Annotated in this window: 21 protein-coding genes; 11 read left to right on the top strand and 10 right to left on the bottom strand. The window is 68.8% G+C overall.

Translation table 11 applies throughout. The annotated features are described in order from the left end of the window. Positions 1–2: 2 nt before the first annotated feature. The 10 genes from ribD to sdhC all read right to left on the bottom strand — a co-directional run bounded on the left by ribD (position 3) and on the right by sdhC (position 9,273). Positions 3–1,043, bottom strand: a complete 1,041-nt coding sequence (gene ribD / locus EY822_RS03370; RefSeq protein WP_227496985.1) for a bifunctional diaminohydroxyphosphoribosylaminopyrimidine deaminase/5-amino-6-(5-phosphoribosylamino)uracil reductase RibD — start codon at positions 1,041–1,043, stop codon at positions 3–5. Between the two features lie 107 nt (positions 1,044–1,150). Further along, positions 1,151–1,912 carry a polyprenol monophosphomannose synthase gene (locus tag EY822_RS03365; protein ID WP_227496984.1) on the bottom strand — a complete coding sequence of 254 codons (762 nt, stop codon included), beginning with the start codon at positions 1,910–1,912 and terminating at the stop codon, positions 1,151–1,153. A 46-nt stretch (positions 1,913–1,958) separates the two neighbouring features. Next, on the bottom strand, positions 1,959–2,966 hold the full coding sequence (trpS, locus tag EY822_RS03360; protein WP_150306983.1) for a tryptophan--tRNA ligase: 1,008 nt from the start codon (positions 2,964–2,966) through the stop codon (positions 1,959–1,961). 53 nt (positions 2,967–3,019) lie between these two features. Beyond that, entirely contained in the window at positions 3,020–3,862 is an 843-nt protein-coding gene (locus EY822_RS03355; protein ID WP_150306982.1) for an exodeoxyribonuclease III, read from the bottom strand. Between the two features lie 10 nt (positions 3,863–3,872). Continuing rightward, positions 3,873–5,027 (bottom strand): YihY/virulence factor BrkB family protein, encoded by a 1,155-nt coding sequence (locus EY822_RS03350; protein WP_150306981.1) that lies wholly within the window; start codon positions 5,025–5,027, stop codon positions 3,873–3,875. A 109-nt stretch (positions 5,028–5,136) separates the two neighbouring features. Continuing rightward, positions 5,137–5,604, bottom strand: a complete 468-nt coding sequence (locus EY822_RS03345; protein ID WP_150306980.1) for a PTS sugar transporter subunit IIA — start codon at positions 5,602–5,604, stop codon at positions 5,137–5,139. A 158-nt stretch (positions 5,605–5,762) separates the two neighbouring features. Further along, the gene (locus EY822_RS03340) at positions 5,763–6,524 is read right to left on the bottom strand and encodes a succinate dehydrogenase iron-sulfur subunit (RefSeq protein ID WP_150306979.1); all 762 of its coding nucleotides are present in this window, start codon (positions 6,522–6,524) and stop codon (positions 5,763–5,765) included. A gap of 28 nt (positions 6,525–6,552) precedes the next feature. Continuing rightward, complete coding sequence (sdhA, locus tag EY822_RS03335) at positions 6,553–8,367, bottom strand: succinate dehydrogenase flavoprotein subunit (protein WP_150306978.1); 1,815 nt, start codon at positions 8,365–8,367, stop codon at positions 6,553–6,555. A gap of 27 nt (positions 8,368–8,394) precedes the next feature. Further along, a complete protein-coding gene (locus tag EY822_RS03330; protein ID WP_150306977.1) occupies positions 8,395–8,838 on the bottom strand; it encodes a succinate dehydrogenase hydrophobic membrane anchor subunit in 444 nt (147 codons plus the stop codon). 3 nt (positions 8,839–8,841) lie between these two features. Continuing rightward, positions 8,842–9,273 carry a succinate dehydrogenase, cytochrome b556 subunit gene (gene sdhC / locus EY822_RS03325; RefSeq protein ID WP_150306976.1) on the bottom strand — a complete coding sequence of 144 codons (432 nt, stop codon included), beginning with the start codon at positions 9,271–9,273 and terminating at the stop codon, positions 8,842–8,844. Between the two features lie 206 nt (positions 9,274–9,479). Here sdhC and EY822_RS03320 point away from each other — a divergent pair, with 206 nt between their 5' ends. From EY822_RS03320 to EY822_RS03270, 11 genes are all read left to right on the top strand, one after another. After that, the gene (locus tag EY822_RS03320) at positions 9,480–10,601 is read left to right on the top strand and encodes a mannose-1-phosphate guanylyltransferase (protein ID WP_150306975.1); all 1,122 of its coding nucleotides are present in this window, start codon (positions 9,480–9,482) and stop codon (positions 10,599–10,601) included. 110 nt (positions 10,602–10,711) lie between these two features. Then, positions 10,712–11,782, top strand: coding sequence for a BMP family lipoprotein (locus tag EY822_RS03315; protein ID WP_150306974.1), 1,071 nt, complete (start codon positions 10,712–10,714; stop codon positions 11,780–11,782). Between the two features lie 160 nt (positions 11,783–11,942). Beyond that, positions 11,943–13,061 carry a BMP family lipoprotein gene (locus EY822_RS03310; protein WP_150306973.1) on the top strand — a complete coding sequence of 373 codons (1,119 nt, stop codon included), beginning with the start codon at positions 11,943–11,945 and terminating at the stop codon, positions 13,059–13,061. Positions 13,062–13,175: 114 nt separating this feature from the next. Next, a complete protein-coding gene (locus EY822_RS03305) occupies positions 13,176–14,696 on the top strand; it encodes an ABC transporter ATP-binding protein (protein ID WP_150306972.1) in 1,521 nt (506 codons plus the stop codon). Continuing rightward, positions 14,693–15,988 carry an ABC transporter permease gene (locus EY822_RS03300; RefSeq protein WP_150306971.1) on the top strand — a complete coding sequence of 432 codons (1,296 nt, stop codon included), beginning with the start codon at positions 14,693–14,695 and terminating at the stop codon, positions 15,986–15,988. Before EY822_RS03305 ends, EY822_RS03300 begins: the two co-directional genes overlap by 4 nt. Then, positions 15,985–17,271, top strand: a complete 1,287-nt coding sequence (locus tag EY822_RS03295) for an ABC transporter permease subunit (protein ID WP_150306970.1) — start codon at positions 15,985–15,987, stop codon at positions 17,269–17,271. Before EY822_RS03300 ends, EY822_RS03295 begins: the two co-directional genes overlap by 4 nt. A 2-nt stretch (positions 17,272–17,273) precedes the next feature. After that, the gene (locus EY822_RS03290; protein WP_150306969.1) at positions 17,274–17,705 is read left to right on the top strand and encodes a cytidine deaminase; all 432 of its coding nucleotides are present in this window, start codon (positions 17,274–17,276) and stop codon (positions 17,703–17,705) included. Beyond that, a complete protein-coding gene (locus tag EY822_RS03285; RefSeq protein WP_150306968.1) occupies positions 17,705–19,006 on the top strand; it encodes a thymidine phosphorylase in 1,302 nt (433 codons plus the stop codon). Before EY822_RS03290 ends, EY822_RS03285 begins: the two co-directional genes overlap by 1 nt. Positions 19,007–19,032: 26 nt before the next feature. Further along, a complete protein-coding gene (locus EY822_RS03280; RefSeq protein WP_150306967.1) occupies positions 19,033–20,154 on the top strand; it encodes an adenosine deaminase in 1,122 nt (373 codons plus the stop codon). A 37-nt stretch (positions 20,155–20,191) separates the two neighbouring features. Next, positions 20,192–20,644: a PTS sugar transporter subunit IIA gene (locus tag EY822_RS03275; RefSeq protein ID WP_150306966.1), complete on the top strand. Its 453-nt coding sequence runs from the start codon at positions 20,192–20,194 to the stop codon at positions 20,642–20,644. Beyond that, positions 20,641–20,913, top strand: coding sequence for a PTS sugar transporter subunit IIB (locus EY822_RS03270; RefSeq protein WP_150306965.1), 273 nt, complete (start codon positions 20,641–20,643; stop codon positions 20,911–20,913). Before EY822_RS03275 ends, EY822_RS03270 begins: the two co-directional genes overlap by 4 nt. Positions 20,914–20,917 lie beyond the last annotated feature (4 nt).

The raw sequence follows: 20,917 nt of genomic DNA, 5'->3' as shown, positions 1-20,917 counted from the left end.
GATCAGCGTCCCTTCGGTCGGGTGATGAACAGTACGTCGTCGCCGAGCCGCCGCACGTCGTGCACCGTGAGTCGAGGAGCGTCGGTCAGCGTGCCGACACCGATGTCGGTCACCGCGAGGCGCGGGCCGCCGATCAGCACGGGCGCCGTATAGGTGAGGATCTCGTCCCAGAGGCCGGCGGCGAGAAAGGCGCTCGCGAGAGTGGGCCCGCCCTCGACGAACACCGACCGGATGCCGCGCTCGAAGAGGTCGGTGAGCACGGTGGGGAGGTCGCGGTCCGGGTAGACGAGTGCGGGTACGGGTCCGCGGCGCACGGCCGCATCGTCGGGCACCGGGCGCTCGCCGATGATCACGGGTACGGGCTGGTGCTCGGCGAGGCTTCCGTCGGGACGCCTCGCGGTGAGGCTCGGGTCGTCGGCGAGCACGGTTCCCGTTCCGGCGACGATGGCGTCCACGGCGGCACGCCGCTCGTGCACGTCGTGGCGCGCGGGATCGCCGGTGATCCACCTGCTCGATCCGTCGGCGGCGGCGATCCGCCCGTCGAGGCTCGACGCCCACTTGATCGTGACGAACGGCCGGCGCAACCGTTCGGCCGTGAGCCAGGCGTGGATGCTCTCGGACACCTCGTCGGCGGAGACCCCGCCGATCACGTCCACGCCGGCGTTGGCGAGGCGTTCCGCCCCGCCCGACGACGCGGGTCCGGGGTCCCGCACGCCGTAGACGAGCCGGCCGATGCCGGCGCGGAGGAGCGCCTCGCTGCACGGGCCGGTGCGGCCGGTGTGATTGCACGGTTCGAGGGTGACGACGGCGGTCGCCCCCCGCGCGGCCGAGGGGGGCAGTTGGGAAAGGGCATCGACCTCGGCATGGGCGGTGCCGGCGCCGCGGTGCCAGCCCTCGGCGAGCACGGCACCGTTCACGTCGAGGAGCACGCAGCCGACCCGCGGGTTGATCCCCCAGGACGGACCGAGCGTCGACAGGGAGATGGCGCGGCGCATCGCGGTCGCGAACGCGCCTGGCGTGCTCGCGTGCGTCGTGCCTGTCATTCCTGTGTCCTATCCCGACCTCACGGTACCGGACGCAGCCGGAACCCTCGGACCGTACGGTAACGCTCGGCGGATGCACGCTATTCCGCGGCCGAGGCGTGCGGTCGCTACCGAAGCGGCGCGGGGGCTCGTCGACGCCGGATGCGGGCGGTCGCCGTCGCGGTGCGGTGGCGCAGGCCCCAGACGGTGACGCGCCACATCGCCTCCAGCACGATGCCGAGCGACATCTTGGAGGTACCGGTCGTGCGTTCGACGAAGGTGATCGGGCGTTCCGCCACCTCGCGCCCCGAGCGTTCGACCAGCCACGCCATCTCGATCTGGAAGCTGTATCCGTGGGAGTGCACCGTGCTGAGGTCGAGGGTGCGGAGGACATCCGCGCGATACCCGCGATACCCGGAGGTGATGTCGCGGAGTCGCGATCCGAGCATGATCCGGGCGAACCAGGTGCCGGTATGGGAGATGATCCGTCGGTGGCGCGGCCAGTTCACCACCCGACCTCCGGGCATCCACCGGCTTCCGATCACCAGGTCGGCGCCGTTCCGCAGGGCGGCGAGCAGGGTGGGAAGCTGTTCGGGCGAGTGCGATCCGTCGGCATCGATCTCGAACACCAGCTCGTAGCCCCGGTCGAGTGCCAGGTCGAAGCCCGCCATGTAGGCCGACCCGAGTCCGGACTTGCCTGCCCGGTGCAGCACCGTCATCCGCGGCCGTCCGGCCGCGAGGTCGTCGGCGAGCTGTCCTGTGCCGTCGGGGCTGTTGTCATCGACGACGAGCACATCCAGGTCGGGGTCGGCGGCGAGCACCCGATCGACGATGGATGTCAACCCGTCCCGTTCGCAGTACGTCGGGATGATCACCAAGGCGTTCTGCACCCTCACAGCGTATGCCGCCTCGCCTGGGCGGGCGGTGCGCACGGCGTCATGCCCTCGGCAGCAGTCCCATACGGTCGTACACGGTTCGCAGGGTGGCCGTCGCGATCTCGGCGGCCCGGTCGGCGTTACCGGCGAGCATCCTGTCCAACTCCGCCGGGTCGTCGAGGAGCTCGAGCGTGCGTGCGCGGATGGGTCCGAAGGTCTCGGTCACGGCCTCCGCGACATCCTTCTTGAGATCTCCGTACCCGCGCCCGGTGTAGCGCTGCTCGAGGTCGGCCACGGAGGTGCCGGTGAAGGCGCCGAGGATGGTGAGCAGATTGCTCACGCCGGGCTTCTCGCCGCGGTCGAACCGCACCTCGCGGTCGGCGTCGGTGACGGCGGACTTGATCTTCTTCGCCGTGACCGACGGCTCGTCGAGCAGCCACACCACGCCCGCATGGGACTCGGCGGACTTGCTCATCTTCGCCGTCGGATTCTGCAGGTCGTAGATGCGCGCCGACTCGGCGAGGGTCATGGCCTCGGGTACGACGAAGGTGTCGCCGAAGCGGGAGTTGAAGCGGCCCGCGAGGTCGCGGGTCAGCTCCACGTGCTGGCGCTGGTCGTCGCCGACCGGCACGACCTCGGTGCCGTAGAGCAGGATGTCCGCGGCCATCAGCACGGGGTAGGCGAACAGGCCGACCGACGCGGCGTCGGAGCCCTGACGCGCGGCCTTGTCCTTGAACTGCGTCATCCGGCTCGCCTCGCCGAACCCGGTGAGGGTGTTGAGGACCCAGGCCAGTTCGGCATGCGCCGGCACGTGCGATTGCACGAACAGTGTCGACGCCTCCGGGTCGATCCCCGCTGCGATGTACTGCGCCGCGGTGCGCCGGGTCTGCGCGCGGAGGGTCGCGGGGTCCTGCGGGACGGTCAGCGCGTGCAGGTCGACGACGCAGAAGACCGCGTCGTGGGTCCGCTGCAGCTCCTTCCACTGCAGGAGCGCGCCGATGTAGTTACCGATCTGCAGCGAGTCCGCGGAGGGCTGCATGCCGGAGAAGAGGCGGGGGGAGGTGGTCATGGCAGTGCTTTCGTGAGCGACGAGGTCGGGGGGAGGAATGAGGGGGAGAACGGTCAGAGTACGTAGTCGACGACCACGGGAGTGTGGTCCGACCATCGCTCGTCGTACGCCGCGGCGCGGTCCACCGAACACGCGGTGGCGGTGGCCGCGAGGGCGGGCGTCGCGAGGTGGTAGTCGATGCGCCACCCCGAGTCGTTGTCGAAGGCCTTCCCGCGCCAGCTCCACCAGGTGTACGGGCCGTCGACCTCGCCCGCGAATCGGCGGCCCACGTCCACCCAGCCGAGGCCCGGACCGGTGCTGCCGTCGGCGCCGGTCACGTCGGTCCCGCGTGCGCCGGTGAAACGATCGAAGTAGGCGCGCTCGCGTGGCAGGAAGCCCGCCTTCTTCACGTTGCCCTTCCAGTTGCGGATGTCGAGTTCGCGGTGCGCCACGTTGAGATCGCCGAGTACCACGGCGTGCCCGTCCTCACCGATCGCCGCCATCCTCTCGGCCATGCCGTCGAGGAACCGGTACTTCTCGTCCTGCTTCGGGGTGCCGGCCTCGCCCGAGTGCACGTACGCGCTCACCACGGTGATCCGGCTGTCGCCCACCTCGTAGTCGGCCTCCAGCCAGCGCCCCGCGGAGTCGAAGTCGTCGTCACCGATGGTCACGCGGTGGATCGTGGCGGTCCGTCGGCTGGCGATCGCCACCCCGGCGCGGCCTTTCGCACTCGAGGCGTCGTGCAGGATGCTCCACTCCGGCCCGAGCAGGCCCTCGACGTCCTCCGTGGTCGCGCGCACCTCCTGGATGGCGAGGATGTCGACGCCGCGCCCGTCGAGCCAGGCGCCCATGCCCTTGCGGAACGCCGCCCGGATGCCGTTCGTGTTGATGGTGGCGATGCGGAGCGGGGTGGGCATGCGCACGAGTTTAGTTGTCGTCGACCGCCGCTTTCGCCGCGTCGACTTCCTCGCGCTGGCGCTCGAGTCGCCGCCCGGCGAACCACCGGCCGAGTCCCCACGCGTGCGCGTAGTCCTGCTCCCGCTGCCGCAGGTCCGCCTCCGCAACGAGTACGCGGGCCTCCTTCTCGGCCTCCGCGCGTTCGCGGGCACGCTGCTCGGGCGACAGGTTGCGGGCGGGGACGTCATCGTCCTCCATGCCCACGGCGATCCACGACGCGCAGATGAGGATCACCCGGCTCATCAGGTTGAACCAGATGAGCAGACCGATGATCACGGCGAACGAGGCGAGGAGCGGGTTGCGGCTCGCCCCGCCGAGCAGGGTGCTCCCGAGCACCTTCAGCGTGCCCATGGCCACCGCGCCGATGAGCGCACCACCGAGCAGGCGGCGCAGCGGGATCCGGACGCCGGACAGCACGCGGTAGAGGGCGGAGAGCACGGCGGTGTCGAGCAGCAGCACCACGAGAAGACCGCTCGCCCGGGCCACGACCGTCGCGACCAGGGAGTTCTCGTCGATGCCGACGAGCCGGAAGACGAAGCCGAGGGCCTCCGTGCTCGCGACACTGAGCGCCGCCGAGAGGACGAGGGCGAGGCCGAAGCCGATCGCGATACCGAAGTCCTTCACCTTCAGCAGGAGGAAGAACGCACTGGGTGGCGGCAGTTCGAAGATCCGCCGGATCGCGTCGCGGGTGTAGGCCAGCCAGGCGAGAGCGGTGAACAGCACCACGGCGACCGCGATGGCGCTGGTCCACTCGAAGATGCCCGTGTCCAGCAGGCGCTGCACGTCGATGGCACCCTCGGACTCGTCATCCCTCGAGATGAGCCCGGGAACCGCCAGGCTGATCTGATCGAACAGGGCGTCCTGCAGTTGCCGGTTCGACTGGAGGAAGAGTCCGGCGACGGAGAACCCCACCCAGAGGGCGCCGAAGACGGCGAAGATCGCCTGATAGCTCATGCCCGCGGCCAGCACGTCGCCGCCGTTCTCCAGGTAATTGAAGAACACCCGCACGGGGCGGAGTGCGAACACCCGATCGACCAGCCCGGCGAACCCCGTCGGCCGGGCGGTGGCGTCGTCCTTTCCGCCCGTTTCGCCCGAGCCCGCGGACCGGTCCGTCGCGTTCGTCACCGTGGAGTGTCCCTGTCGTTCATCGCGCGCGTCGCCGTGCTCCCGAGCCGCTCTGCATCCTCTGCCACGCGTTCAGGATAAACGGGGGGCGACTCCACCCCGAGCGGCCTCACTCCGGGAGCAGGATCTCCCGCTGGATGATGGCGGCGATCTGCTCCGCATTCTCCGCGCTGCGCAGGGTGCGGCGGAACTGCTCGTTGATGAGCTTGCGCGCGAGGCGGGCGAGGATCACGAGGTGGAGCTGACCGGCACCGGGGGGAGCGGCGATGAGGAAGATGAGGTGGGCCGGACCGTCATCGGCCCCGAAGTCGATGCCCTGCTGACTGATCCCGATGGCGACACTGGGTGTTCCGACGGCGGCCGAGCGCGCGTGCGGGAATGCGATGCCACCGGGGAGACCCGTCGCCATCATCTCCTCGCGGGCCCGCACGTCGTCGAGGAACAGTTCGACGTCGGTGATGCGGCCGTCAGCCGCGAGGACCTCCGTGAGCCGACGGGTCGCATCCTGTCTCGTCGGTTCCTCGAGTCCGAAGAGCACGAGATCGGCGGTGGTCAGGGGCAGGGTGGTGTCCGTCATGGAAGCTCCTTTACTACCGTGTGCCGCGGATCGGGGGCGCCGCCGGTGCTGACAGGTTACGCCACGGCCGTCTACACATACGCCGAACGGCATTGCCGCCGAACGGCATTGCCGCCGAACGGCACGCACGTCGGTGCGGCCGCAGCCGCACCGACCCGCTACGGCTTGCCGCGCAGGATCGCCTGCTTGACCTCCGCGATCGCCTGCGTGACCTGGATGCCGCGGGGGCACGCCTCGGTGCAGTTGAAGGTCGTGCGGCAGCGCCACACCCCCTCCTTGTCGTCGAGGATGTCGAGCCGCACGTTCGACTCGTCGCGGGAGTCGAAGATGAACCGGTGCGCGTTCACGATGGCGGCCGGACCGAAGTACTGCCCATCGGTCCAGAAGATCGGGCAGCTCGACGTGCACGCCGCGCACAGGATGCACTTGGTCGTGTCGTCGAAGCGGGCGCGGTCCTCGGGGCTCTGCACGCGCTCCTTGCCCTCTTTGGGCTTGGAGTTCGCAATGAGGAAGGGCTGCACCTCGCGGAAGGAGTCGAAGAACGGTTCCATGTCGACGACGAGGTCCTTCTCGAGCGGAAGGCCCTTGATGGCCTCGATGTAGATCGGCTTCGAGATGTCGAGGTCCTTGATCAACGTCTTGCAGGCGAGCCGGTTGCGACCGTTGATGCGCATGGCGTCCGAGCCGCAGATGCCGTGCGCGCAGGAGCGGCGGAAGGTCAGGGAACCGTCCTGCTCCCACTTGATCTTGTGCAGGGCGTCGAGGACGCGGTCGGTGGGGAGCATCTCGACGTCGAAGTCCTCCCAGCGAGGCTCGAGGTCGATCCCGGGGAGGAACCGGCGGATGATGACGGTGACGGTGAATGTCTGGATGGATTCTGGACCGCTTGCCGGAGCGCGGTCCGCGATTGCTGTGCTCACGATGCCTCTTCTTGGTCGGACGGGAGTGCTAGTACTTGCGTTCCATGGGCTGGTAGTTGGTGATGACCACCGGCTTGGTGTCGAGCCGGATGTGGTCGCCGGCGTCGGCCGAGTGCGCGTCACCGGTGAGGTAGGCCATCGTGTGCACGAGGTAGTTCGCGTCGTCCCGTGTGGGGTAGTCCTCGCGGAAGTGCCCGCCGCGGCTCTCCTTGCGCGAGAGGGCGGAGTAGACAACCACCTCGGCCAGGTCGAGCAGGAAGCCGAGCTCGATCGCCTCGAGCAGGTCGGTGTTGAACCGCTTGCCCTTGTCCTGCACGCCGATGTTCTTGTACCGCTCGCGCAGGTTCTCGATGACGCGGGTGACCTCGTTGAGGGTCTCGTCGGTGCGGAACACCTGCGCGTTCCGGTCCATGGAGTCCTGCAGTTCCTTGCGGATGGCCGAGAGTCGCTCGGTGCCGTTCGACGCCCGGGCGCTCTCGACGAGGTTGATCACCCAGTCGGCCGCGTTCGGCGGCAGGGGCGGCATGTCCACGGTGAGCGCGTACGCGGCCGCGTTGTTCCCGGCGCGCTTGCCGAACACGTTGATGTCGAGGAGCGAGTTCGTGCCGAGTCGGTTCGAGCCGTGCACGGACACGCAGGCGCATTCGCCCGCGGCGTAGAGACCGGGTACCACCGTGGTGTTGTCGCTCAGCACCTCGGCGTTCACGTTGGTGGGGATGCCGCCCATCGCGTAGTGGGCGGTGGGCAGCACGGGCACCGGTTCGGTGTAGGGCTCGACGCCGAGGTAGGTGCGGGCGAACTCGGTGATGTCCGGCAGCTTCGCGTCGATCACCGCGGGGTCGAGGTGGGTGATGTCGAGGTAGACGTAGTCCTTGTTCGGACCGCCGCCCCTGCCCTCGCGGATCTCGGTGGCCATGCACCTCGCCACGATGTCGCGGGGTGCGAGGTCCTTGATGGTGGGCGCGTAGCGCTCCATGAACCGCTCACCCTCGCTGTTGCGGAGGATCGCGCCCTCGCCGCGCGCGGCTTCGGAGAGCAGGATGCCGAGTCCGGCGAGTCCGGTGGGATGGAACTGGAAGAACTCCATGTCCTCGAGCGGCAGGCCCTTGCGCCAGATGATGCCGACGCCGTCGCCCGTGAGCGTGTGCGCGTTCGACGTGGTCTTGTAGATCTTCCCGAAGCCGCCGGTCGCGAAGATCACGGCTTTCGCCTGGAAGACGTGGATCTCGCCGGTGGCGAGGTCGTAGGCGACCACGCCGGACGGCTTGTCACTGGTCGTCCCGTCGCTGGCCGTCACCGGGGTCATCACGAGGTCCAGCACGTAGTACTCATTGAAGAAGTTGATGCCGAACTTGACGCAGTTCTGGTACAGCGTCTGCAGGATCATGTGGCCGGTGCGGTCGGCGGCGTAGCAGGCGCGGCGCACCGGGCTCTTGCCGTGCTCGGCGGTGTGCCCGCCGAAGCGGCGCTGGTCGATCTTGCCGTCGGGCGTGCGGTTGAACGGCAGCCCCATGTTCTCGAGGTCGATGACCGCCTCGATCGCCTCCTTGGCGAGAATCTCGGCGGCGTCCTGGTCGACGAGGTAGTCGCCGCCCTTCACCGTGTCGAAGGTGTGCCACTCCCAGCTGTCCTCCTCCACGTTGGCGAGGGCCGCGGCCATGCCGCCCTGGGCAGCGCCCGTGTGGGAGCGAGTGGGGTAGAGCTTGGAGATCACCGCGGTCTTCACCTTCGGTCCCGCCTCGATGGCGGCACGCATCCCTGCTCCGCCGGCCCCGACGATCACGACGTCGAACTGGTGGTAGTGGACGCCGTCGACGACGGTGCTGTCAGATTCCGTTGGCACGTAGATTTCTTCCTTGGCCGCAGCCGATTAGGAGCAGAACGAGGGCAGTAGGTCGGCGGGGGAGTTGGCGGGGCACGGGTCGAACGTGAAGATCACGAGGCTGCCGAGCACCAGGAGCACCGCGGTGGAGCCCCCGAGTGCGAGAAGCAGGAGCTTCCGCAGCTTCTCGTTCGCCGCATAGTCGTTCACGAGGTGGCGCATCCCGTTGGCTCCGTGGATCAGCGCGAGCCACAGCATCGCGAAGTCCCAGATCCGCCAGAACGGATTGGCGTACTTGCCGCCGACGAACGCGAAGTCGATGGCCTTGACGCCCTCGCCCACGATGAGGTTCACGAACAGGTGACCGAAGATCAGCACGACCAGGATGACGCCGGAGACGCGCATGTACACCCAGCCCCACTTCTCCCAGTTGACGCCGCCGGGGGAGCGGCGGGTGCGCGGGGCGCGGGGGTTTTCGATGGTTAACGACATGGCTCAGCCCACCCAGTATTCGCCGAAGACATTCATGAGGTGGCGCGGCACGAAGCCCGCCATGAGTACCAGCCAGAGCGCCAGCACCGTATAGAACATGAGGCGGTGGTACTTGGTGCCCACCTGCCAGAAGTCGATGAGCACGATGCGGATCCCGTTCAGCGCGTGGAACCCGATGGCGCCCACGAGACCGACCTCCCCGACGCCCATGACCGGGTTCTGGTAGGTGGAGATGACCGCGTTGTACGCCTCCGGGCTGACGCGGATGAGCGCCGTGTCGAGGATGTGCACGAGGAGAAAGAAGAATATGGCCACACCGGTGATCCTGTGCAGCACCCACGACCACATGCCCTCGCGACCGCGGTACAGGGTTCCCTCGGGAACCTTGGTGCGGGACCGGTGTGGTGCGAGCGTCCCTGCCGTTTTATCAGACACGAACTTGCCCTCCTGAGCTGTGCGATGGCCGCGCTTTCGTCGGCCGTGCAAATGAACAGATCTGTTCGGAATCCAGTCTACGTCGCCATTCTGAGCGCTGCCGGTTAGGCCATCCTTACCGGTCGCGCCCCGATTCCGGGCGCGTGTCGACGGGCGGCCGATCGGACCTCCCGAGACGCGTTCCCACGTGCCGCTATCGTGGGACGATGCCCGCCACGCGCCGTCCGATCGACCGTTTCTACAGCGTCATTCCCGCCGGCGGCGTGGGGTCGCGACTGTGGCCGCTGTCACGCGCCGATGCTCCGAAGTTCCTGCACGATCTGACGGGGTCGGGGCAGACCCTGTTGCGCGACACCTGGGACCGACTGGTCCCGGTCTCCGGGGAGCAGCGGATCATGGTGGTCACCGGGCGGGCCCACCGCGCGGCGGTGGAGAAGCAACTGCCCGAACTCGCCGACCGCAACGTCGTGCTCGAGAGCGAGGGGCGGGACTCGACCGCCGCCATCTGCCTCGCCGCGGCCATTCTCGAGCGGCGGGAGCCGGGCGTGATCATCGGCTCGTTCGCGGCCGATCACGTCATCCCCGACACCGAACTCTTCGCCGAGGCCGTGTCCGAGGCGGCGCTCGCGGCGGACGCCGGCTACATCGTCACCATCGGCATCCGACCCACCGAGCCCGCCATCGGATTCGGGTACATCCAGGCCAGCGCGGCACTCGCGATCGAGGGAGCCCCGAGCGCCCTCACCGTGGAGAAGTTCGTGGAGAAGCCCACGCTCGTCGTCGCGAAGAAGTACCTCGAGAGCGGCGAGTTCCTCTGGAACGCCGGCATGTTCATCGCTCGGGCCGATCGGCTGCTCGAGGAGCTCGGCCGTTCCGAGCCCGCCCTGCTCGCCGGCATCCAGGAGCTCGCCGCGGCGTGGGACACCCCGGAGCGGGGGGCGGTCGTCGACCGCGTCTGGCCCAACCTCAAGAAGATCGCCATCGACTACTCCGTCGCCGAGCCCGCCGCCCGTGCCGGGGCGCTCGCGGTGATTCCGGGTCGGTTCCGCTGGGACGACATCGGCGACTTCGCCTCTGTGCGGAAGATGCAGTCGGGAGGCCGGGCGTCGGATCTCGTGATCCTCGGTGAGGACGCCCGCATCCTGTCCGACGCGTCGAGCGGCATCGTCGTCAGCCAGTCGAAGCGGGTGATCAGCCTGATCGGGGTGAAGAACATCGTCGTCGTCGATACGCCGGACGCCCTGCTCGTCACCACCACAGCCAATGCGCAGCGGGTGAAGTCCGTCGTGGATGCGTTGAAGCTCTCCGGCGGCGACGACGTGCTCTGACGAACGTCGACCGTGCGAAAGGTAACCGTTTGGTAACGAATGGCGGCCGGACGCGTTTCGCCTCGCCCGTCGACTGCGGCGGCATCCCCGGCATGGCTAGTGTCCGACCCATGCCTCTCTCCGCCGCCGCCCGTCCGTTCCTCCTTCTGAGCACGTCCGTGCTCCTCCTCGCCGGGTGCGCCGCCGCCCCGGAGGCGTCTCCCGAGGTCGAGTCCGGCGCATCCGCGGACTACTGCGCGCGGATGGTCACGAACTCGGGCGGCCTGCAGGATCGGTCGTTCAACCAGTCGAGCTGGGCGGGCCTCGAGCGGGCGGGGGAGGAACTCGGCATCGACGCCGACGTGATCGTCTCCACGACCGAGACCGACCTCGCCCCCAACGTGGCGCAGGCGGTGGAGAGCGGCTGCTCCTTCGTTCTCACGGTCGGATACGAGCTCGCCGCGGCAACGCTGGAGGAGGCCGAGCAGAATCCCGACGTGCACTTCTCGATCGTCGACGAGGTCGTCGAGGCCGAGAACGTGAAGCCGATCATCTTCGACACGGCGCAGGCGGCGTTCCTCGCCGGTTACCTCGCCGCCGGGGTCACCGAGACGGGCACCGTGGCCACCTTCGGCGGCGGCAACCAGCCGCCGGTGACCCTGTTCATGGACGGCTTCGTCGACGGTGTGGCGCACTACAACGAGGTGAAGGGCACGGACGTGCGGGTGCTCGGGTGGAACAAGCAGGCGCAGGACGGCGTCTTCACCGGCGACTTCGAGGACGTGAACAAGGGCAACACCACGACGAAGAACTTCCTCGATCAGGGCGCCGACGTCATCCTGCCGGTCGCCGGGCAGGTGGGCGAGGGAGCGGCGGCCGCGGCCCTCGAAGCGGGCAACGGACTCATCATCTGGGTGGACAACGACGGGTACGAGACACTGCCCGCCGAGTACCGTCCGCTCGTGCTCACCAGCGTGCTGAAGAACACGGCCGACGCGGTGGTGGACATCGTCGGCGCCGACGTGAACGGCACCTTCGACAACGCGCCCTTCGTGGGAACGCTGAAGAACGGCGGGGTCGACATCGCGCCCTACCACGACCTCGAGGAGCGGGTGGGGGCCGATCTGGCCGCCGAGATCGACGCCCTGCGCGAGGACATCGTCGCGGGCACCATCGAGATCACCTCGCCCAGCACCCCGTAGCGCGCCTCGGGGACCGTATCGGAACCCGCGCGCATTTCGTGCGGGTACCGGCTGGGTAACGCTTTTCCCCCGTCCCCGACGGGCGGCCGGACGCCGGGAGGCCGCTATGTAACATGGGGGAACATTGCCCGGAAAACAGCTGGGCGCACCTGGAGGAACCTTGAAAATCACAAAGCGCAAGGCCGGTTACAGCGGCTTCACCATGGTCGGAATCGCCGCGCTTCTCGCCGGCTGCGCCGCAGCTCCCGAGGAGACCGACACGGGCGCCGGTGCTGGCGCCGGAACCGGCGGAGACCTGGACTTCACGCCCTGCATCGTCTCCGACTTCGGGGGCTTCGAAGATCAGTCCTTCAACCAGTCCAGCTACGCGGGCATGGAGGCGGCGGCCGACGAACTCGGCGTCGACTTCCAGGAGGCCGAATCCACCTCCGAGGACCAGTACGCCGGCAACGTGAGCGGCATGGTCGATCAGGGCTGCAACTTCATCCTCACGGTCGGGTTCGCGCTCGCCAACGCGACGCGCGATGCTGCGCAGGCGAACGAGGACGTGCAGTTCGCCATCATCGACTCGGCGCTGTCCAACGACGACTTCTCGCCGCTCGAACTCGACAACGTAAAGCCGATCCTCTACGACACGGCCCAGGCCGCGTTCCTCGCGGGCTACCTCGCCGCGGGCCACTCCGAGAGCGGCATCGTCGGCACCTTCGGCGGTCAGCAGTTCCCCTCCGTGACGATCTTCATGGACGGCTTCGCCGACGGCGTGGACTACTACAACGAGCAGAAGGGCGCCGACGTCCAGGTCGTGGGCTGGAACAAGGAGACGCAGACCGGATCCTTCACCGGTGGCTTCGAGGCCAACCAGACCGCCAAGACCACGGCGGAGGGCCTGCTCGACCAGGGCGCCGACGTGCTGCTTCCGGTCGGTGGACCGATCTTCCAGAGTGCGGGCGAGGCCATCCGCGACCGCAACGACTCCGCGGCACTGATCGGTGTCGACAGCGACCTGTACCTCACGGCGCCCGACTTCGCGGACCTGTACCTCACGTCGATCCTCAAGCAGATGACCGACGCCGTTCAGGAGGTCACCGTGAACGCCGCGAACGGCGAGTTCGACGCCGAGCCGTACGTCGGCACCCTCGAGAACGACGGTGTGGACATCGCCCCGCTGCACGACTTCGAGACCGAGGTCGACCCGGCACTCGTCGAGGAGGTCGAGGCCATCAAGGAGCAGATCATCAGCGGTGAGCTGACGGTCGAGTCCGAGGCGACGCCTCAGTAACATCGCAGCACCGCTCGCGGGGAGGACGACCCACCGGTCGGACTCCCCGCGAGTCTCGTTTCGCGGGCGGCGCCCGCGCGGATACCGGCAATGCCGCCGGATAGATTGGGACTCATGACGCTAGAGCTGCGGGGCATCACCAAAAGATTCGGTGCCCTGGTCGCGAACGACCACATCGATCTCGCGGTCGAACCCGGCGAGATCCACTGCCTCCTCGGCGAGAACGGCGCCGGCAAGTCCACCCTGATGAACGTGCTGTACGGCCTGTACCAGGCCGACGAGGGACAGATCCTGCTCGACGGCCAGGTGCAGAAGTTCGCCGGCCCCGGGGATGCGATGGCCGCCGGGATCGGCATGGTGCACCAGCACTTCATGCTCATCCCGGTGTTCACGGTCGCCGAGAACGTGATGCTCGGGCACGAGGAGGTCGGCTTCGGTGGTCGGCTCGACCTCACCGCCGCCCGCGCGAAGGTGCGCGAGATCTCCGCCCGCTTCGGATTCGACGTCGACCCGGACGCCCTCGTCGACGACCTCCCCGTGGGCGTGCAGCAGCGGGTCGAGATCATCAAGGCGCTGTCGCGCGACGCCAAGGTGCTCGTCTTCGACGAGCCGACCGCGGTGCTCACTCCGCAGGAGACCGACGAGCTCATGGCGATCATGCGCCAGCTCAAGGCCGCCGGAACGGCGATCGTCTTCATCACCCACAAGCTGCGGGAGGTGCGCGAGGTCGCCGATCGCATCACCGTCATCCGCCTCGGCAAGGTGGTGGGCGAGGCCCAGCCGACGGCGACGAACGCCGAGCTCGCCTCGCTCATGGTCGGTCGTTCGGTCGAGCTCACCGTGCACAAGGAACCGGCGACGCCCGGAGCCGCGGCCCTCCAGGTGCGCGACCTCACCGTCTTCGACGCGCGCGACCAGATGGTCGTCAACTCGGTCAGTTTCGAGGTGCGGGCGGGGGAGATCCTCGCCGTGGCCGGCGTGCAGGGCAACGGTCAGACCGAACTGACCGAGGCCATCCTCGGCCTCCAGCCCCGGGTCACCGGTGAGATCCTGCTCGACGGCAGCTCGCTGCGGGCGCTCAGCGTGCGGCGCGTGCTGAACGCGGGCGTGGGCTTCGTGCCCGAGGACCGCAAGGAGGACGGACTGGTGGCGGAGTTCACCATCGCCGAGAACCTCATGCTGGATCGGGCCGACCGGGAGCCCTTCGTGCGCCGCGGCACCCTTCAACTGGCGTACCTCGAAGAGTTCGCCGAGCAGAAGATCACGCAGTTCGACATCCGCGCCCAGGGCATCGACACCCATGTGGGCCGGCTCTCCGGCGGCAACCAGCAGAAGGTGGTGCTCGCGCGGGAACTCAGCCGCGAACTCCGCCTGCTCGTCGCGGCGCAGCCCACCCGGGGTCTCGACGTGGGATCCATCGAGTTCGTGCACGAGCAGATCATCGCCACCCGGGATGCGGGCATCCCGGTCATCGTGGTGTCCACCGAGCTCGACGAGGTGGTGGCACTGGCCGACCGCATCGCGGTCATGTACCGCGGCGGCATCGTGGGGATCGTGCCCGGTGACACCCCGCGCGACGTGCTCGGGCTCATGATGGCCGGCGAACCGGCCCCGGAACGAGGAGTCGCAGCGTGACCGACGAGCAGCTTCCCCGCGCGAGCACCACGCCGGCTCCCGCCGAACCGAGTCGGCCGCCGACCGACGCGCGCGCATCCGCGCCCGACGAGTCGCGGTGGCCGTCCGTGCTCCGCGACATCGCCTCGGGCTCCGCGCTCCTGTCGGTGCTCGCCGTGCTGCTCTCGCTCGTCGTCGGCGCGTTCCTCATCGCCGCCACCAACGACGACGTGCAGGCCGCGGCGGGATACTTCTTCTCCCGCCCCACCGACACCTTCTCGGCGATCTTCGACTCGGTGGGGGGCGCCTACTCGGCCCTGTTCCAGGGATCGATCTACAACTTCCGTCGCCCCGAATTCGCGGACGCCATCCGTCCGCTCACCGACACCCTCACCTACGCGACGCCGCTCATCGCCGGCGGCCTCGGTGTCGCCCTCGCATTCCGCGTCGGCCTGTTCAACATCGGTGGACGCGGCCAGATGCTGATCGCGGCGGGCGCCGCCGGGTACGTGTCCTTCGCCTGGGACCTGCCCTTCGGTGTGCACATGATCGTCGCCCTGCTGGCGGGCCTCGTCGGCGGTGCGGTGTGGGGCGGCATCGTGGGTCTGCTCAAGGCCCGCACCGGCGCGCACGAGGTGATCGTCACGATCATGCTCAACTACGTGGCGCTCTACCTCATCAGCTACCTGCTGCGGGAGGGACCGCTCAAGGCCCCCGGCTCCAACAACCCGCAGAGCGCGCCGGCGAAGGAGACCGCCGTCTTCTTCGACCTTCTGGGCCCGAGGTACAACCTGCACTTCGGATTCATCCTGGTGATCGCCGCGACGGTCTTCACCTGGTGGCTGCTCAACCGGTCGAACCTGGGCTTCCAGTTCCGTGCCGTGGGAGAGAACCCCAACGCCGCCCGGGTGGCAGGCATCAACGTGAACAACACCTACATCGTCGCCATGCTCATCTCCGGGGCGCTCGTCGGCCTCGCCGGGGTGAACCAGGTGCTCGGCACCACGACCAGCGGCTTCGGCGCGGGCGTCGACGCGGGCATCGGGTTCGACGCCATCACCGTCGCCCTCCTCGGCCGCTCGAAGCCGTGGGGCGTATTCGTCGCCGGCATCCTGTTCGGCGCGTTCAAAGCCGGCAGCTTCTCCATGCAGGCCGCCGAAGGAGTCCCCGTGGACATCGTGGTCGTCGTGCAGTCGCTGATCGTGCTGTTCATCGCCGCGCCGCCACTGGTGCGCGCGATCTTCCGCCTGCCGGCACCGACGCAGCGCACCCCCCGCACCCGTAGCGCCCGAAAGGCGGCGGCATCCGCATGAGCACCGCAACCCACGACCCGGGCACCTCCGTCGCGGTCCCGGTGACGCGCACCGACCGCAGGCACGTCAAGGCGCCGATCGCGCTCGGCGTGTTCGCCCTGCTCGCCGTACTGTTGTTCGTGTTCGGCCGACGGGACGGTGTCGCCACCTTCCAGCTGTCGCGCGCGGCGGACGTGGTGCAGGTGCCCAACATCCCGGTGCCCTCCGCCCCGACCGGAATCGTGCTGGCCTTCGTGCTGGTGGCGCTCAGCATCCTGAGCGGCTGGTGGGCCCGTTCCGGGCGCCGCACGCCCACCTGGCTCGTCGCCCTGTTCGCCGCGCTGTTCCTTCTCGGCTTCCTCGCCTGGGCGGCAGCCGGGGCCACCCTCCCCATCGCGGGACTCCTGGCCGGGTCGCTCGCCCTCGCCGTGCCGCTCATCTTCGGATCGATGGGCGGCGTGATCTCCGAGCGGGTCGGTGTGGTGAACGTGGCGATCGAGGGCCAGTTGCTCGCCGGCGCCTTCACCTCCGCGCTCGTGGCGTCCATCACCGGGTCGTCGCTCGCCGGCCTCGCCGCCGCCATGGTGGCCGGTGTGCTCGTCTCCTTCGTGCTCGCCGCGTTCTCCATCAAGTACTTCGTCGATCAGGTGATCGTCGGTGTGGTGCTCAACGTGCTCGTGTCCGGCCTCACCGGATTCCTGTTCGCGCAGCTGCTGAGCCCCAACGCCGCCGCGCTCAACTCGCCGCCGCGCTTCGCCCGGATCAACATCCCGCTGCTCAGCGAGATCCCGATCCTCGGCCCGGTGCTGTTCCGTCAGACGCTCATCGTCTACCTCATGTACATCGCGGTGGCCGCCGTGTACTTCGGTCTTTTCCACACCCGATGGGGCCTCCGGCTCCGCGCCGTGGGCGAGCACCCGCAGGCCGCCGACACGGTCGGCATCAACGTGGCCGCCACGCGGTTCTGGAACGTCTCCCTCGCCGGCGCGATCGCCGGGGCCGGTGGGGCCTTCTTCACCCTGGGCTCGGTGGGCGCGTTCGGCAAGGACATGACGGCCGGTGCCGGCTTCATCGCGCTCGCCGCGGTGATCTTCGGGCGCTGGGACCCGATCCGGGCCACCCTCGCGGCGCTTCTCTTCGGCTTCGCGAGCAACCTGCAGAACGTGCTCGGCATCATCGGCTCGCCCGTGCCGAGCGAATTCATGCTGATGCTGCCGTACGTGGTCACCATCTTCGCCGTCGCCGGGCTGGTGGGTCGGGTGCGCGGACCCGCCGCCGCGGGCAAACCCTACGTGAAAGGCTGATCATGAACGAGGATTCCGCCCTCCCGAACTCCGGGGGCATCGACTGGGGGTCCCTCCGCGAAGCCGCGCAGGAGGCCATGACGAAGGCCTACGTGCCCTACTCGAACTTCCCCGTCGGGGTCGCGGCCATCGCGACCGACGGCCGCGTCATCAGCGGGTGCAACGTGGAGAACGCCTCCTACGGCCTCACCCTCTGCGCCGAGTGCGCGCTGGTCTCCACCCTGCACCTCACCGGCGGGGGCCAGCTCGTCGCCTTCACCTGCGTGGACGGCGACGGCAACATCCTCATGCCGTGCGGTCGGTGCCGACAGCTGCTCTACGAGCACGCCGTGCCGGGGATGCTGCTCGAGACGGTGTCGGGTATCCGCACCATCGACGAGGTGCTTCCCGACGCCTTCGGGCCGCGCACGCTGAACGCGTACGGGGAGCGCTGATGTCGGACGCCATCGAGGACTTCGACGCGGTCGACCTGATCCGCATCAAGCGGGACCGAGGCGAACTCACCACCCCGCAGATCCGCTGGCTGATCGACGCCTACACGCGGGGTTACGTGGGCGACGAGCAGATGGCCGCCATGGCCATGGCCATCCTGCTGAACGGCATGGAGCGCCGCGAGATCCGCGACCTCACGCTGGCGATGATCGCGAGCGGCGAGACCATGAGCTTCGAGGGGCTCGGCAAGCCGACGGTGGACAAGCACTCCACCGGAGGCGTGGGCGACAAGATCACGCTGCCGCTGATGCCCCTGGTCGCCTGCTTCGGCGTGGCGGTGCCGCAGTTGTCCGGGCGCGGACTCGGCCACACCGGTGGCACCCTCGACAAGCTGGAGAGCATCCCGGGCTGGCGGGCAGACCTCACGAACGAGGAGATGTTCGAGCAGATGCGTGCGCACGGCGGCGTGATCTGCGCGGCAGGAAGCGGACTCGCCCCCGCCGACAAGCGGCTCTACGCGCTGCGGGACACCACCGGGACTGTCGAGGCCATCCCGCTGATCGCCTCGTCGATCATGAGCAAGAAGATCGCGGAGGGAACCGGCGCGCTGGTGCTCGACGTGAAGTTCGGCTCCGGTGCCTTCATGCAGGACATCGACAGGTCGCGGGAACTCGCGCAGACCATGGTCGACCTCGGCACCGACGCCGGAGTGCGCACCACCGCCCTGCTCACCAACATGAACGTGCCCCTGGGCCACGCCATCGGCAACGCCAACGAGGTGCGGGAGTCTGTCGAGGTCCTGGCCGGCGGCGGACCGGCCGACGTGGTCGAACTCACCCTCGCCCTCGCGCGGGAGATGCTCGCCGCGGTCGGCCAACCCGACGCCGATGTGGAGGCCGCACTCGCCGATGGGCGCGCGATGGACTCGTGGCGGGCCGTCATCCGCGCGCAGGGCGGTGACCCCGATGCGGCGCTCCTCGTCGCGCGGGAGACGCACACCGTGGTGGCGGAGCGGGACGGGGTGCTCGTCGAGCAGCGGGCGTTGCCGTTCGGCATCGCCGCCTGGCGGCTCGGAGCAGGCCGGGCGCGCAAGCAGGACCCCGTGCTGCACGCGGCGGGCATCGACCTGCACGCCAAGCCGGGGGACGCCGTGACCGCCGGGTCGCCGCTGTTCACCCTCAGCACCGACGACGCCGGACGATTCGACCGCGCACTCGACGCTCTCGACGGCGCGTACCGCATCGGCGACTCGGGCGACCCGGTCCTCGACGGTGGTCCGCTTCTCGCCGGTCGCATCTCCTGATCCCGGGGACTAGTAAGTTTGAGGGCATGAACACTGCCTCCGAAGACTTCCTGCTCGCGGGTGGGCGGGCGAACATCACCACCCTGCCGAAGGTGTCGCTGCACGACCACCTCGACGGCGGGCTCCGGCCGCAGACGATCCTCGAACTCGCCGATGAGATCGGCCTCGAACTGCCGAGCGATGACGCCGAAGGTCTCGCCACGTGGTTCGCCGACCAGTCGGACTCCGGCTCCCTGGTCGAGTACCTCAAGACCTTCGACGTGACGATCGCCGTCATGCAGACCGAGGACGGTCTCGCCCGGGTGGCGCGAGAGTTCGTGCAGGATCTCGCGAAGGACGGCGTGATCTACGGCGAGGTGCGCTGGGCCCCCGAGCAGCACCTCGGCGGCGGCCTCACCCTCGACCAGGTGGTGGAGGCGGTGCAGGACGGCATCGACGCCGGCATCGAGGACGTGCGCCACGCCGGTGGCCGCATTCGCATCGGCCAACTGGTGAGCGCCATGCGTCACCTCGACCGGGGACTCGAGATTGCCCACCTCGCGGTGCGGCACCGGGACAACGGCGTGGTCGGGTTCGACATCGCCGGTCCCGAGGCGGGCTTCGCACCGTCGCGCATGCGCGATGCCTTCGACTACCTCGCCGCCGAGTTCTTCCCCCGCACGGTGCACGCCGGTGAGGCCGACGGGCTCGACAGCATCCGGAGCGCCCTCATCGACGGCCGCGCCCAGCGACTCGGGCACGGCGTGCGGGTGGCGCAGGACATCTTCATCGAGCGCGAGGACGACGAGAGCACCTTCGTGACCCTCGGTCCGCTCGCCCAGTGGGTGAAGGACCGCGAGATCCCCCTGGAACTCGCACCCACCTCCAACCTGCAGACCGGCGCCGTCGAGGCGTGGGGCGACGAGCTCGCCGACCACCCGTTCGACGTGCTCTATCAGCTCGGCTTCCGGGTGACGGTGAACACCGACAACCGCCTGATGAGCGACACGTCGCTCAGCCAGGAGCTCGCGTTGCTGAGCGACGCGTTCGGATACGACCTGGCCGACCTGGAGACCTTCCAACTGAATGCCGCCGACGCCGTGTTCCTGCCCGCCGAGGACCGCGAGGAGCTCGCCGACATGATCTCGGACGGCTTCGCCGAGGCCTGACAGCCGTCCTCCCAGACAAGTGCTGAAAGACTCGAGCGTGCTTCCTCCTCTTCCCGAGTCAGCGGTCACCATCGGCGCATCGGCCGCGACCTGGCGAGACGCGGTACGCCTCGCGGGTGACGCGCTGGCGCGGTCGGGTGCGGCGACGCCCGCCTTCGCCGATGAAATGATCCGTGTGATCGAGGAGTTCGGTCCCTACGTGGTGATCGCCCCCGGTCTCGCGCTCGCGCACGCCCGCCCCGGCCCGGAGACGCTCCGGAACGGACTCGCCGTGGTGACCCTGGTCGAGCCCGTGGCCTTCGGTCACGCCCACAACGATCCCGTGCGGGTGGTGCTCGGCCTGTCGGTGACGCACGCCAATTCGCACATCGAGGCGATAGCCGACCTCGCCAACATCTTCAACGATGCGAGTGCCATTCCTCGGCTCGCAGAAGCACGGACGATCGACGAGGTGCTCGCGGTCATGAACTGGGATGGGGACACGGCATGAAGATCGTCGCAATCTGCGGAGCCGGAATCGGGACGTCGGCAATCCTCAAGGTCAACGCCGAGCGGGCGCTCAAGCGGCTCGGCATCGAGGCCGACGTGACGGCCGCGGATGCCGCGAGCGTGCGCGACGTGGCGGAGGACGCCCAGGTCATCCTCACCTCGCCCGAACTCGTCGACATCATCGGCAAGACCTACGCGGATGTCGTGGTGATCCAGAACTACTTCGACCTCGAAGAGATCGCGGCGAAGCTGCTCACCGCCCTCGGCTGAGCGA

The sequence above is a fragment of the Planctomonas psychrotolerans genome (assembly GCF_008642235.1).
Classification (GTDB): Bacteria; Actinomycetota; Actinomycetes; order Actinomycetales; family Microbacteriaceae; genus Planctomonas; species Planctomonas psychrotolerans.
The sequence above is the reverse complement of the archived record's forward strand: the minus strand, read 5'-3'. Positions and strand labels throughout refer to the sequence as shown.